We start from the raw sequence: 12,547 nt of genomic DNA, 5'->3' as shown, positions 1-12,547 counted from the left end.
GAATGAAAGGAGATTTTTATATGAACTCCCCTTCTCTATTGAATGCTGATGAGGCGCGCAAATTAATCCGCAGCGGTGAGTGGGATAAGCCGACAGCTGGAATGGCAAACGGCTACATTCAGGCCAATCTTGCCATATTGCCACAGGATCTGGCTTTTGAGTTTCTCCTTTTCAGCCAAAGGAATCCGAAATCCTGCCCAATCATCGATGTGACAGAACCTGGGTCTCCTGTGCCAATGCTGTCAGCTCCAAATGCTGACATCAGAACCGATTTGCCCAAATACAGGGTATATAAAAATGGTGTTCTCTCTGATGAGCTTTCTGACATCACTTCTTATTGGGATGATGATATGGTGGCCTTTCTGATCGGATGCAGTTTTACCTTTGAAGAAGCACTGCTTAAAAATAATATTCCTATCCGCCATATTGAGGAAAACCGGAATGTCCCGATGTTTAAAACCAATATTGAGTGTGTGAAGGCAGGCCGGTTTGAAGGGCCAATGGTCGTGAGTATGCGGCCGATGACAGAGAAGGAAGCCATTCGGGCTGTACAAGTGACAAGCCGCTTCCCTTCTGTCCATGGGGCCCCGGTCCATATTGGTAACCCTGAAGCAATCGGCATAAATAATATACATCAGCCCGATTTTGGCGATGCCGTGACGATTAAAGATGGAGAGGTACCTGTCTTTTGGGCCTGCGGCGTCACTCCTCAGGCAGTTGCCATGCATGTGAAGCCGGAAATTATGATTACACATGCACCGGGACATATGTTTATCACTAATTTAAAAAATGAAGAGTTTTCGGTTTTATAGGAAAAAGGCGTCCATTGGGCGCCTTTTACTTTTTGTGTTTTAAAAAATCCAGTGCATCTTGATGATCTTTTTTCATAATCTGCTCTATTAATGGGTCAGACGGGATGACTTCCTTCTTTTTATTTTTGATAGTGCGATAAACTGGCCTGATGGAGGATAGACTGCTTTTTACTTTCCATTCTCCATCCTCCAAGACTATTTTTAAATCGATGAGGCCGAGATGATTGCCCCAGTAGCCAGCCTGAACAGCAGCTGTTCCATTTATGGTCCCTGTCTTCAAGTCGATTCCCGGCACCTGTTGCAGCTCATCTTTGACAGGGAAAACAGAGTGGCTGTGTCCGAATAAAATGGCATCTATTCCTTTAACTTTGCTGAGTGCCTGAACTGAATTGCCCTTTTTCTCCTCCAGCCCTTTATCGGATTGGATGCCGGTATGTGCAAGGGCCACAATGATATCCGCCCCTTTGCTTTTCATCACAGGGATAAAGTGCTCTGCCGTTTCTTTTATATTTTTCACTTTAAGGTTCCCCCGAAAATACTCTTTATTCCACTCCGCAACAATAGGAGTAATAAAGCCGATGACTCCGACATTCAGCTTATGCTTTTCTCCAGCTGTATCTGTCACTTCTTTCTCTATGATGGTGTAGGGGTTAAAATAATTTAGGTCATCTTCTTCAAGCTGATTGCTGTCTTCCACATAAATATTTGCATTCACATAAGGAAAGTTGGCTCCCCTGAGGCTTTCTTCCATAAAATCAATTCCGTAATTAAATTCATGATTTCCCACTGTTGCAGCATCATAAAGCAGCGTATTCATGGCTTTAAAAACAGGATGGACATTAGCCATGTCAAGCGGATGGCTTCTATAGGCATATTCATCAAGTCCATTGCCTTCAAGAATGTCCCCATTATCGAATAGAAGGGAGTTAGGAGACTCATTTCTTGCCTGTTTAATCAGGCTGGCCGTCCTGGAAAGCCCAAATTCCACTGTTTTCCTGCGATCTTCGTAATTATAACCAATCATGTTTCCATGCAAATCAGTGGTTTCCATTACGCGCAGATGGATGGTTGGCGGTCCGGATACTTCAGCTTCCGTCTGGTTCCAGACAAGCAGCAGGGCTATGAATGATAACAGCGTGATAGTATATTTTTTCATTCCCTTTTTCATTCCAACTCCCCCAGACGATCAAAGATTAGTTTTCTTATTTTCTCTAGATGCAAGAAAATTAATCAGAGATTGGGGACTTAAGAAAAAAGAAGAAAAAAAGGAAAATTTTGAAACCTTTTTGTCCTTTATTCGGTATAAAAAGAATGGAGTAATTAATCTTTATAAAGTGCCTTGAATATGATTTTCTCCCACGCTTTCCAGCTCAGAAGGTTTTTCAGGCGAATTCTTGTTCGGACACCTTTTCCTACTGGGTATCTGAGTGCAGGTTCTTTTTCACTGATAATGTCCACAGCTTTTTTAGCAACGATGATTGGATCTTCATAAAATGGCTTCCCCTGATCAAGGTACCTCTGAATTTTTGTCATATACGGGTAATAAGGCGATTCTTTTTTCAAGGAGGGTTCAGCTATCTTCTTCCCTGTTGTCCAAATGCCTGTCCTGAAAGATCCTGGCTCAATCAGCACCACATTTACTCCAAATGGCTTGACTTCAAGCCTAAGTGATTCACTCCAGCCTTCTACCGCAAATTTTGAAGCGGCATATGGCGATAAGCCCGGAAAACCTACTCTTCCGCTGATGGAGCTGATATTTATGATGGTTCCCGATCCCTGTTCCCGCATAAATGGCAGAACTGCCTGAGTCACGGCGATGGTTCCAAAGACATTTGTTTCAAACTGTTCTCTATACTCATCCAGCGGGATTTCTTCTGCAAATCCTGCTCCTGCGAAGCCTGCATTATTAATTAAAACATCAACTGAAGGCAATTGCAGGAGCCGGCTTTTTAGATTTTTAATAGATGCTGATGAAGTGACATCCAATTCGTGAATGCAAATCTGAGCAAGTACTCCTTCTTTATCAGCTTTCTCCATTAATATTTTGCTTTTATCCAAGTTCCTCATTGTTGCAAGAACTTGAAAATCATTCTTTGCCAGCTCAATGGCCATTAATATTCCAAACCCGCTGGAACAGCCGGTAATGACTGCGTATTTCGTATTCAGATACCTTCATCCTTTCTCTGGACCGAATTTTTTTGTTTCAAATGTAAATAGATATATAATTAAATGTAAAAGTATTATAAAATAATAAATATATTGATAATAAGAGGATGAACAAGTTGGCCCACATATTTATCAGCATTATGCTGCTTTTCTCCGGTCTGATTTCTACAGTGCAACAAAGTAAGGAGCCGATTGATTTCAATGACCCGGGAAGAGATGCCATTGTGATCGATTCACCAGCCCTGAAAAATCCTGCTTTTTGCAGCACACTGGTAACTGCAGTAAAAACAACCGCAAAGACAATCAATTTTAAAGCACCGCTCATGTATTTTCAGAACCTTACAACTGCAGCATTACATAGAAGCAACGAGTACATGACGCCTTACATGTTTCAGAGTAATTATCTCCGCATTTAATGGAACCCTGAAGAAACATACTAAAGTGTGGAGGAATGGAATTGGAAACGATTAAATCACTTTTTAATAATAACGGCTTTAAAAGATTCGTCATTTTTGGAATTATAGTTCTGGCTCTTTACCTGTCGAGAAGCATGATTAATTTAATCCTGATTACTTTTATTTTTTCTTTCTTGATGGATAGGCTCGTGAAACTGGTCCTATCGAGATTTAAACTGAATAGAAAACTGACAGTCGTAACCCTTTATATAGGAATTATCGGCCTGCTTTCTATCGGGATTATTAAGTATCTTCCTTTAATAGTAACTGAAATTTCTCAGCTGTTTAAGCAGGTTGAAAGCTTTTATACTCAGAAGCATGACAATATTGTCATCACTTACATTGTGCAAATGCTTGAAAGAAATGAAGTTACGAAGTATCTCGAACAGGGCTTTGCGTTCCTGCTTCAATATTTTTCCGATATTAGCCATATTGCAATTCAAGTATTGCTGTCGCTTATCCTTAGTTTGTTCTTCCTGCTTGAAAAGCCTAAACTGACAGAGTTTACTTTAAAATTCAAATACAGCAAAATGGCTGCCTTTTATAATGAGATTTCCTATTTCGGAAGTAAGTTCGTGCAAACATTTGGAAAAGTTATTGAAGCGCAGGTGGTAATTGCCACAGTAAATTGTATCCTGACAACACTTGCCCTCTGGATCATGGATTTCCCTCACCTGATGGGCTTGTCTATACTTATTTTCCTTCTTGGTCTGATCCCGGTAGCAGGCGTGATTATTTCCCTGGTTCCTTTATGTACAATTGCCTATTCACTAGGCGGCTTCATCCAGGTGTTTTATATCCTCCTGTTAATTATGGTGATCCATGCGATTGAAGCCTATATTTTAAACCCGAAGCTTATGTCTTCCAAAACGGATTTGCCGGTATTTTATACGTTCATTGTTCTGATTTTCTCTGAGCATTTCTTCGGTGTCTGGGGATTGATTGTCGGTATACCGGTATTTGTGTTTCTTTTGGATGTACTTGAAGTCAAAAGCAATCCGCCGCAAATACAATAACTTGAAAAACACACAGTCCCGCTGTGTGTTTTTCATCTTTTATTAGCAGGCTGCTTCAGCCAATGCCTGAGCCCTTTTCCTGCGTGTGGTTCATTATTATATCTGGGTATGACGTGCAGATGGCTGTGAAGAATGGATTGATTGGAAGCTTCACCAACATTCCATCCAAGAGTATACCCATCGGGTGCATACTTTTTATCCAAATAATCCTTCGCTTTTTGAAGAAGTTCATATGTATCCTTCCACTCTTCAGCCGTTAAGAAAAAGGCATCTGCTTGATGAGCTTTTGGCACAATGACCCCACAGCCCTCCAAAACGCACTGTTCTTTATCGTGCTGAAGAAAATAACAAGTGCTGTTTTCAAAAATGATATTCTGGTGTGGATCCTTATGCGGACTGCAAAAAGGACAATTTTCCAAATGCGTCATTTAATCCTTTCCTTTCCTAATTTATCAGGAAATTCTCTAAAGCGATTTTGTGGGAATACTCATCAAATGCAGAGTTATTGATTATGGTCTTTCGGATAGTCAGATTTTTCAGGATCTCTTCTTCAGCCTGTCTCCTTGCTATTAGAACCTTTAAGGTGCCCTCTTCCCCTCTTAGGTGTTTCTGCTTTCCGTATCCTTGCTGGGTATAATAATGGATAAAACCCTCTGACCAGCTTTTCGGCCGTTCTTTTATTGCTCTTTTGAAGGAGTAGTCTATGTTATCCTGGTTGATATAAATTAGCATCGGATTGAGTTTTTTCACCGAATGTTCCAGCGCTAAAACATAATCCAGTATCTTTGTTTGTGGTGCCCCATATTTTATCATTCCGACTGTTAACGGATTCTGGATAAAACAGCATTCAAAAATATGAACCTTATTGCTGTTTTCAGCTTGCCTAGCGAATCTTGCCCACTTTTGCGTGATAAGCTTTATATTTTGCTCCAATGGCAGCTCATAGATATCATGTGTAAATGCTTTTTCATAAAATGCATCTGGAATATCTGATCCCAGCTTTTTATAAGGCAGCAAAAAGCCATTATCCTCTGAAATGCTGTTCCCTGAAATTTGATCTCTGAAAGGACTAAATTCTTCTAATAAGAGCTGCCACTCATCATTAGTAAAGTAAGCGACACTTTCAAAATCGGCCGGGTGGCTGAGATCACCTTCGAAGTATACTTCTGCTTCGATGCCGTTTTGCTTAAGCACTTCATAAGCCAATCTAGCCGTAGTGGATTTGCCAGAACCCGGCAGACCCTCGATTAAAATTAATTTTGCATCCATGGATTCACCTTCGCAATATTTAGAATTCACATTACATTGTAAGGCATAAAAAGAAAAACAAACAGTGTTATTTACTGTTTGTCTTTGGAAGTAAGTTTATTTTTTATTGAAACGGTCTTAAACTGATTTATCCAGGCAGGCAATCAGGCGCTTCTCAATATCTGATGCCATTTCTTTAAGGTTCTGACTTTCCATCATGCTCATTAACACACTTGGCCTCGGCAATCCTATCTTTGTTTTGCCGCTTTCTTTATACACAACGATTTTACAGGGGAGAAAATAGCCAACGATTTTATCTTCTTTCAGTACTCTCTCAGCCTCCTGGGGATTACAAACTTCAAGTACCTTAAATTCTTCCTCCAGATGAAAGCCCTTCTCCTCTAGCTTCACTTTAATATCAAAAGTCCATAGCACACCAAACTTTTCATCTTTTAAATGTGTTTCCAACGCTGTAATTGCTTCTTCAATGGATTTCTCTGATTCAACTGTATAAGCAAAATTCATGGCAGTCACCTCTTTTTCATTTCCTTTTTAATATGAACAAACTGCTGTTTTTTACTATGGAATGTTGGTGAACTGCTAAATATTGATGAGGACCGTTTTTGGTGAGATGTTGAGATTTGGGCTTCATGTATGATCTATGACGACCATTTTGGGATGTGCCTCAGCATTTTGGTCGTCATGAGAGCTCTATGGCGACGATTTTATGGGGAGCCGCTGTATTTTGGTCGTCATGAAGGCTCTGTGGCGACCATTTTTGATGAGCCGCTGCGATTTTGGTCGTCATGTACGCACTGTGGCGACCCTTTTTTGATAAGCCGTCGTCATAAAAGCTCTACGGCAACCAATCGCTGATAATCTTCCCGGTTTTCATATCAAGACACAAGTTTTAGTCCAATTGCCGCACTTAACACCATTACAATAAAGAATATCCGTTTGGCATCTTTCGGTTCTCCGTACAGGATCATGCCAAGGATCGCACCTCCTGCTGCGCCGATTCCGGTCCAGACGGCATAAGCCGTGCCCATCGGCAGTTCCCTCATGGCCAGAGACAGGAACAGGAAGCTGGCGCCAAATCCGCCAATAAGCAGAAGTAAGGATTGCCAGTTCCTTTTTTGATGCCAGCTGTTAATCATGGTGACACCTGTCATTTCAAAAACCCCAGCAAGAATCAGATACAGCCAGCTCATGAACTTTCAGCTCCTATTGATTCGTCCTCGTTTGTCACCAGCTTTAAGCCAAGTACTCCTAATAATAAAACAAGAACTAGAATGATTTTAGATAATTTCAAAGGTTCTCCGAAAAATATAATTTCAGATAGTACTGTACCGGCGGTGCCCATGCCAACAAAGACAGCATAAACGGTCCCCACCGGCAGCACCCTGCCCGCCATGATCATCAGATAAAAACTGACAGCGATGCTTATGATGGTCCCTGCCCATGATAATGGATCATCCGCATGCTTTAAGCCAATGACCCAAAACACTTCAAAAAATGCAGCAATAAATACCTTTAGCCACTGCATGATATCAGCTCCTTTTTAACGAATAATATCTTCTGAAAAAGACAAAAGCCCGGAAGATATCTGATGATCAGTATCTCCCAGGCTTTTGTCCCTCCGTGGCATAGCCATAAAAGCTATGAGTTTTCTCTCGGACCAGGCCAGCAGCTGCTGCGGAACCCTAGAAAACCTTTTTAATACGATTTACAGGCATTATAACAAAATAACAAAACATTTTCCATCAATATCAACACACATGATCAGCAAGGACATATTCTTGTTCCCATTTTCGGCAGTCTGCCATTTTAGCAATGCCGCCGATATGACTGATTGACGGAGGATAAGGACTTCTCCTAATATGCTCTTTTAGCCTGTTGAAGGCTATTTCGTAGTCGAATTCCAGACAGTGATCAAAATAATAATGAACAATTTCATTTTTGATCCGGAAAGGCGGATACACTCTTTCAATAAGAACAAAAAGCTTCAGCATTTCTATTTTGTTCATAAAACCATTCCTTTAGCTAATCTTAATTCAATTATTGCCTGTTTTCCGAAAACAAAACCCCTGCACACCAGCAGGGGCTTCATCCTATATATCCAGTTCAAGGGCTACCGGGCAATGGTCGCTGCCCATAATGTCGCAATGAATTTGTGAATCTATTATTTTTTCCTTAAGCTTTTCTGACACAATAAAATAATCGATCCGCCAGCCGATATTCCGCTCCCTTACTTTTGCCATATACGACCACCATGTATAGGCTCCTTCGGCTTCAGGGTATTTATGGCGGAAGGCATCAACAAACCCGGAACCAAGCAATCTGGTCATTCTGTCCCGTTCTTCATCTGTAAACCCGGAATTTCCGCGATTGGATTTTGCATTCTTTAAATCTATTTCATTATGGGCTACATTTAAGTCACCGCACATAATAACAGGCTTAAACCCATCCAGCTCAAGTAAATACTCCCGAATCCGCTCTTCCCATTCCAGACGGTATGGTAGGCGGGCCAGATCCCGCTTCGAATTCGGCGTATAGACATTCACGAGATAAAAGCCTTCATACTCAAGCGTGAGAATTCTGCCTTCAGGTTCTGTTTCATCATCGCCCAACCCGTAGCGGACAGAAATCGGCTCTTTTTTCGTAAAAACAGCTGTCCCAGAATACCCTTTTTTCAGAGCATAATTCCAATATTGGTGATAGCCATCCAGGATGAGATCAATCTGTCCCTCCTGCAATTTGGACTCCTGGATGCAAAAGATGTCTGCATCCACCTCTTTGAAGTAATCTGTGAAGCCTTTTTTCACACAGGCCCTAATGCCATTCACATTCCATGATACGAGTTTCATTGCTGTTATATCTCCTTATGTTAAAAAATATGCCTGATTACTACATTACCATGGACATTCCTAATCTGCACAGTTTAAGGATTGAAACTTGAACGGCAATTGAACTAATGGACATTTCTCATTACTGCTTCTTTTAGCTCCCTGGCTGATTGTTCCGGGGAATCCGCCTGGCTGATTGCCGTAATGACTGAAACACCTTCTGCTCCTGCATCCATTATGGGAGGTGTATTTTTAGCATTAATTCCCCCAATCCCTACCACAGGAATCTGGATATCAGCAGCTCTCAATTCTTTTAAAAAAGTAAGACCCTGAACAGCTTTGGCATCTTTCTTTGTGCTTGTGGGATAAATAGGGCCAATGCCGAGGTAATCTGCCCCCTGCCGGATCGCTTCTTTTGCTTCAGTCATATTATGCACGGAGACGCCAAGGATTTTGCCGCCAATTTTCCTGCGGACCACATCTGCCGGTTCATCCTCCTGGCCTATATGGACGCCATCTGCGTTGAGACTGAGGGCCAATTCAATGTCATCATTTACAATAAAAGGAACATTGCTCTCTTTACAGATTGCTTGAAGCTCTTTTGCGAGAGTCTCCTTTTCATGGCCGTGCAGGCATCCTGCTCCTTTTTCACGGAATTGAAACAGGGATATGCCCCCTTTAATTGCTGATCGGAGAATATCTTCAGGATTTTGATGACAATTAACGCTCCCCATTATGAAATATACTTTTAGCCAATCTCTCATTTGCTTAGTATTGACTCCCATGAACGAGGTTCTCCTTTTTCTTAGCATTATAGGCCCAATGATTGGTTGGTCCATGACCACTGCCAATTCTTAAGTCATGTTCAATTGCTGCCTGGATAAATTGCTTTGCCCGATCAACAGCATGTGGCACAGAAAAGCCGTCAGCGAGTCCGGCGGTAATGGCGGCCGAAAAGGTGCAGCCAGTACCGTGCGTGTTCACTGTTTCTATTTTTTTACTCTTGAATTCGGTAAAACTTTCACCGTCAAATAATAGATCGGCAGCCATTTTTCCCTCCTCATGGCCGCCCTTAATGATGACATTTCTCGCTCCAAGCCTATGCAGTTCTTTTGCTGCTTTCCGTTTATCATCTATTGAACGAATCGTTGTATCCGTTAAAATCTCAGCCTCGGGAATATTTGGTGTAATGACCATTGACAGCGGAATCAGATGCTTTTTCATCGCTAAAATGGCTTCAGTCTGAAGAAGACTCGCTCCTCCTTTAGCTATCATCACCGGATCAATGACAATATTTTTCCAGCCGTATTTCGTAATCTCCTTTGAAACAGTTTCGATAATCTCTGCACTAAAGAGCATTCCAGTCTTGACTGCATCTGGCCTCAAGTCTTCTCCAATGGATTGGATTTGCGCTGTAACAGCATCGGCGGTCATGGGATAAACTCCCTGCACTCCCCTGGTGTTTTGGGCCGTTACGGCAGTTAACGCTGACATGCCGAATACACCAAGTTCCTGAAAGGTTTTTAAATCTGCCTGAATACCCGCACCGCCGCCGCTGTCTGATCCTGCTATGGTTAATGCTTTGTTCACCTTCATATTTATTCCCCTCCTATCTGACTAAAAGAGCCGCGCAATTCAACATCTGCACCTGAAATAGTATATAAGCTATTTAAGAACTCAATTTGGAAAGTGCCCGGACCTCTGCCATCCGTTTTTTCTGCAGCCATTTCGGCTGCAGAGCCATACACGATCAAGGAAGCAGCTGCCGCTTTTACTGGATCCTTTTCAACAGCTGCGAAAGCTCCAATGACAGAAGTCAAAAGACATCCGGCACCTGTTACTTTCGTTAACAGTGGATGGCCATTGTTGATCATAAGAGTTGAATGTCCATCTGAAACGATGTCTTGTTTCCCTGTAATGACGGTGACTGCACCAAGTTTATTTGCTGCCGACTTTGCGAGCTCAGAAGTGTTTCCCTCTGCTTCTCCGGCATCAACGCCCTTAATATTCCACTGCTGTCCTGCTGCATTGGCAATTTCTGCAGCATTGCCTCTTATGATGTTAATATCTAATTCTTTCATTATTCTATTGGCTGTTTCTGTGCGATAAGCTGTCGCGCCGGCACCAACCGGGTCAAAAACTACCGGCACCCCATGCTGATTGGCTGATTTTCCTGCGATAAGCATGCTTTTCACTTCTTTTTCAGTCAGTGTTCCCATATTGAGAACCAGCGCCCCGGCGATTTTAGCCATATCAGCCGCCTCTTCATGCGCGTATGCCATTACAGGTGATGCCCCAATTGCCAGCAGGCCATTGGCAGTAAAATTGGTTACCACCACATTTGTAATATTATGTACAAGAGGGTTTGACTCTCTTACTTTATCTAATAGACTGCTAATCTCCTGAATGTTCATCTAAAATCCTCCTTTAATTCATCACTAGTCCGCCATCCACAACCAAATTCTGTCCTGTAACTGCCCTTGCCCAGGGAGAAGCGAAGAAGACTATCGCATCTGCCACTTCTGCAGGTTCTGTGACTTTTCTTAATGGAGTCGAGTTTTCGATAATTTCAAAGACTTCCTTAGAGGTCGAAGCACTGGCGTCTGTCGTTTTTAACAAACCGCCCGATACCATATTTGCAGTAATTCCATATTGGCCCAGCTCATTCGCCATATTTCTGGTGAAGCCTAATAAAGCAGCTTTGCTGGTCGTATAGTCATGATAGGGTACAACTGGATGCTGGAATAGGTTGGTGCCGACCGAGATTATCCTGCCAAACTCCTGTTTTTTCATATCTTCAATACCTGCCTGAACTGTGTTCAATGCTCCCAGAATTGCACCTTCCAGCTGATTTTTGTAATCATCCCATTTAATTGTTTCTGCATCTTTTTTTGAAACAGGGTCAAATTGAAAATTCACCAGTGCATTATTGACTATGGTTGTAATGGGTGCTCCAAAGTGTTCCTTCGTCTTTTTAAACATGGATTTCACTTGAACTCTGTCCCGAACATCAGCACGAATGGCAATGGCTGTTTCGCCAATTTCCTTCTGCAAAGCATGGGCTTTTTCCTCGCTATGGAAATAGTTAATGACAATTCTCGCCCCTTCTCTCGAGAATGCTTTTGCTGTTTCTTTGCCCAACCCTCTGCTGCTGCCTGTAATAATGACAATCTGATCGTTAAGATTCATAGAAAATCCTCCTTATTGATAGCCAATTCATTTGTTTTGAGAACAAAATAAAAACCAGATCCGAAATTGGACCTGGCTGAATAATCTATAGAGAATCATGCTTGTTCTCCGAAATTACTACTTTCCTACGCTGGTATGATCCAGATCAGGTCCCAAGGGTAAAAAACAGTCCGGTTTCTTTCTCAGCCCGCGAGCATCGGGCACCCCTAGCAGTAAAACTATTAAGTTGACTATTTTCATCTTAGCCTGAAACGTGAAATCTGTAAAGTCTTGCAATTCTGCCTGTTCCTCTTTAATGTGTAAGGAGAAATACATAACTTGGAGGGTTTAAATATGGCTGAACACCATTTTCATTTAAAAGCTCACTGGCCTGGCCTTCGCAATGATGTGGGAGAAATTGAAACAGGTGGGCTGAAAACAAAGGTATCAATACCGCCCGAAATGGATGGTCCTGGAATTGGAACCAATCCGGATGAAATGCTGCTGGGGGCGGCGGCCACTTGTTATATTATTACCCTGGCAGCCATGATGGAACGCAGCCGGCTTGAGAAAGATGACCTAACGATGGAATCAGTCGGTGTTGTGGATGTGACCAAAGGTGTGATTACCTACAGGAAAATCATTCATCGCCCGGTTATCGTGCTGAAGGCAGATGCCGATGAAAAGGACCATGCACTTGCGCGAAAGCTGGCCCAAAAAGCAGAAGCATCCTGCATGATCTCAAGGGCAATTAAAGGGAATGTGAAAGTCGAGTTGCAGGAAACCGTACTTAGATCAAAGTAGTGAATCAAAAAACCGGCTTAATAGCCGGTTTT

General features: G+C 42.1%; 17 protein-coding genes and 2 riboswitches. Of the genes, 4 read left to right on the top strand and 13 right to left on the bottom strand.

What is annotated here, in order from left to right:
- Positions 1-20: 20 nt before the first annotated feature.
- Entirely contained in the window at positions 21-812 is a 792-nt protein-coding gene (locus NYE23_RS08880; protein ID WP_341077174.1) for a putative hydro-lyase, read from the top strand.
- Positions 813-837: 25 nt separating this feature from the next.
- Here NYE23_RS08880 and NYE23_RS08875 read toward each other — a convergent pair whose 3' ends face one another.
- Both NYE23_RS08875 and NYE23_RS08870 read right to left on the bottom strand, forming a co-directional pair.
- Entirely contained in the window at positions 838-1,980 is a 1,143-nt protein-coding gene (locus NYE23_RS08875; RefSeq protein WP_341077172.1) for a metallophosphoesterase, read from the bottom strand.
- A 152-nt stretch (positions 1,981-2,132) separates the two neighbouring features.
- The gene (locus NYE23_RS08870; protein ID WP_341080666.1) at positions 2,133-2,978 is read right to left on the bottom strand and encodes an SDR family oxidoreductase; all 846 of its coding nucleotides are present in this window, start codon (positions 2,976-2,978) and stop codon (positions 2,133-2,135) included.
- 107 nt (positions 2,979-3,085) lie between these two features.
- Between NYE23_RS08870 and NYE23_RS08865 the strand changes: the two genes are divergently transcribed.
- Both NYE23_RS08865 and NYE23_RS08860 read left to right on the top strand, forming a co-directional pair.
- Positions 3,086-3,394, top strand: coding sequence for a hypothetical protein (locus tag NYE23_RS08865; protein WP_341077171.1), 309 nt, complete (start codon positions 3,086-3,088; stop codon positions 3,392-3,394).
- Positions 3,395-3,435: 41 nt separating this feature from the next.
- Positions 3,436-4,449, top strand: a complete 1,014-nt coding sequence (locus NYE23_RS08860; RefSeq protein WP_404324249.1) for an AI-2E family transporter — start codon at positions 3,436-3,438, stop codon at positions 4,447-4,449.
- 32 nt (positions 4,450-4,481) lie between these two features.
- On the opposite strand, the gene NYE23_RS08855 is transcribed toward NYE23_RS08860, so the two are convergent.
- The 11 genes from NYE23_RS08855 to NYE23_RS08805 form a co-directional block, all read right to left on the bottom strand.
- Positions 4,482-4,877, bottom strand: coding sequence for an HIT family protein (locus NYE23_RS08855; RefSeq protein ID WP_341077165.1), 396 nt, complete (start codon positions 4,875-4,877; stop codon positions 4,482-4,484).
- A 16-nt stretch (positions 4,878-4,893) separates the two neighbouring features.
- The gene (locus NYE23_RS08850; protein WP_341077163.1) at positions 4,894-5,718 is read right to left on the bottom strand and encodes a hypothetical protein; all 825 of its coding nucleotides are present in this window, start codon (positions 5,716-5,718) and stop codon (positions 4,894-4,896) included.
- A 117-nt stretch (positions 5,719-5,835) separates the two neighbouring features.
- Complete coding sequence (locus NYE23_RS08845) at positions 5,836-6,222, bottom strand: DUF302 domain-containing protein (RefSeq protein WP_341077161.1); 387 nt, start codon at positions 6,220-6,222, stop codon at positions 5,836-5,838.
- Between the two features lie 371 nt (positions 6,223-6,593).
- Positions 6,594-6,908, bottom strand: coding sequence for a DMT family transporter (locus tag NYE23_RS08840; RefSeq protein ID WP_341077160.1), 315 nt, complete (start codon positions 6,906-6,908; stop codon positions 6,594-6,596).
- A complete protein-coding gene (locus NYE23_RS08835) occupies positions 6,905-7,243 on the bottom strand; it encodes a DMT family transporter (protein WP_341077158.1) in 339 nt (112 codons plus the stop codon). The genes NYE23_RS08840 and NYE23_RS08835 overlap by 4 nt, the downstream gene beginning before the upstream one ends.
- A 72-nt stretch (positions 7,244-7,315) precedes the next feature.
- Positions 7,316-7,415: riboswitch (guanidine-I (ykkC/yxkD leader) on the bottom strand.
- Between the two features lie 51 nt (positions 7,416-7,466).
- Positions 7,467-7,724 (bottom strand): hypothetical protein, encoded by a 258-nt coding sequence (locus NYE23_RS08830; protein WP_341077157.1) that lies wholly within the window; start codon positions 7,722-7,724, stop codon positions 7,467-7,469.
- A gap of 84 nt (positions 7,725-7,808) precedes the next feature.
- Positions 7,809-8,564 (bottom strand): exodeoxyribonuclease III, encoded by a 756-nt coding sequence (locus tag NYE23_RS08825; RefSeq protein WP_341077155.1) that lies wholly within the window; start codon positions 8,562-8,564, stop codon positions 7,809-7,811.
- A gap of 104 nt (positions 8,565-8,668) precedes the next feature.
- Complete coding sequence (gene thiE / locus NYE23_RS08820; protein WP_341077154.1) at positions 8,669-9,328, bottom strand: thiamine phosphate synthase; 660 nt, start codon at positions 9,326-9,328, stop codon at positions 8,669-8,671.
- Positions 9,312-10,139 (bottom strand): bifunctional hydroxymethylpyrimidine kinase/phosphomethylpyrimidine kinase, encoded by an 828-nt coding sequence (gene thiD, locus NYE23_RS08815; protein ID WP_341077153.1) that lies wholly within the window; start codon positions 10,137-10,139, stop codon positions 9,312-9,314. Before thiD ends, thiE begins: the two co-directional genes overlap by 17 nt.
- A gap of 2 nt (positions 10,140-10,141) precedes the next feature.
- Complete coding sequence (gene thiM, locus NYE23_RS08810; protein ID WP_341077149.1) at positions 10,142-10,957, bottom strand: hydroxyethylthiazole kinase; 816 nt, start codon at positions 10,955-10,957, stop codon at positions 10,142-10,144.
- A gap of 13 nt (positions 10,958-10,970) precedes the next feature.
- On the bottom strand, positions 10,971-11,732 hold the full coding sequence (locus tag NYE23_RS08805) for a 3-oxoacyl-ACP reductase (RefSeq protein ID WP_341077148.1): 762 nt from the start codon (positions 11,730-11,732) through the stop codon (positions 10,971-10,973).
- Positions 11,733-11,837: 105 nt separating this feature from the next.
- Positions 11,838-11,950, bottom strand: a riboswitch (TPP riboswitch).
- Positions 11,951-12,065: 115 nt separating this feature from the next.
- Here NYE23_RS08805 and NYE23_RS08800 point away from each other — a divergent pair.
- Positions 12,066-12,515: an OsmC family protein gene (locus NYE23_RS08800; protein ID WP_341077147.1), complete on the top strand. Its 450-nt coding sequence runs from the start codon at positions 12,066-12,068 to the stop codon at positions 12,513-12,515.
- Positions 12,516-12,547: the final 32 nt, after the last annotated feature.

Origin of the sequence: Cytobacillus sp. FSL H8-0458 (assembly GCF_038002165.1) — a bacterium.
Classification (GTDB): domain Bacteria; phylum Bacillota; class Bacilli; order Bacillales; family Cytobacillaceae; genus Cytobacillus.
Note: the sequence above shows the minus strand (reverse complement) of the source record. Positions and strands in the feature narration are given on the sequence as shown.

Bases quoted from the DNA above. Each gene is read 5' to 3' on its own strand.
- NYE23_RS08880 (WP_341077174.1), top strand. From the start codon at position 21: ATGAACTCCCCTTCTCTATTGAATGCTGATGAGGCGCGCAAATTAATC.
- NYE23_RS08875 (WP_341077172.1), bottom strand. From the start codon at position 1,980: ATGAAAAAGGGAATGAAAAAATATACTATCACGCTGTTATCATTCATA.
- NYE23_RS08865 (WP_341077171.1), top strand. From the start codon at position 3,086: ATGAACAAGTTGGCCCACATATTTATCAGCATTATGCTGCTTTTCTCC.
- NYE23_RS08855 (WP_341077165.1), bottom strand. From the start codon at position 4,877: ATGACGCATTTGGAAAATTGTCCTTTTTGCAGTCCGCATAAGGATCCA.
- NYE23_RS08850 (WP_341077163.1), bottom strand. From the start codon at position 5,718: ATGGATGCAAAATTAATTTTAATCGAGGGTCTGCCGGGTTCTGGCAAA.
- NYE23_RS08845 (WP_341077161.1), bottom strand. From the start codon at position 6,222: ATGAATTTTGCTTATACAGTTGAATCAGAGAAATCCATTGAAGAAGCA.
- NYE23_RS08840 (WP_341077160.1), bottom strand. From the start codon at position 6,908: ATGAGCTGGCTGTATCTGATTCTTGCTGGGGTTTTTGAAATGACAGGT.
- NYE23_RS08835 (WP_341077158.1), bottom strand. From the start codon at position 7,243: ATGCAGTGGCTAAAGGTATTTATTGCTGCATTTTTTGAAGTGTTTTGG.
- NYE23_RS08830 (WP_341077157.1), bottom strand. From the start codon at position 7,724: ATGAACAAAATAGAAATGCTGAAGCTTTTTGTTCTTATTGAAAGAGTG.
- NYE23_RS08825 (WP_341077155.1), bottom strand. From the start codon at position 8,564: ATGAAACTCGTATCATGGAATGTGAATGGCATTAGGGCCTGTGTGAAA.
- thiE (WP_341077154.1), bottom strand. From the start codon at position 9,328: ATGGGAGTCAATACTAAGCAAATGAGAGATTGGCTAAAAGTATATTTC.
- thiD (WP_341077153.1), bottom strand. From the start codon at position 10,139: ATGAAGGTGAACAAAGCATTAACCATAGCAGGATCAGACAGCGGCGGC.
- thiM (WP_341077149.1), bottom strand. From the start codon at position 10,957: ATGAACATTCAGGAGATTAGCAGTCTATTAGATAAAGTAAGAGAGTCA.
- NYE23_RS08805 (WP_341077148.1), bottom strand. From the start codon at position 11,732: ATGAATCTTAACGATCAGATTGTCATTATTACAGGCAGCAGCAGAGGG.
- NYE23_RS08800 (WP_341077147.1), top strand. From the start codon at position 12,066: ATGGCTGAACACCATTTTCATTTAAAAGCTCACTGGCCTGGCCTTCGC.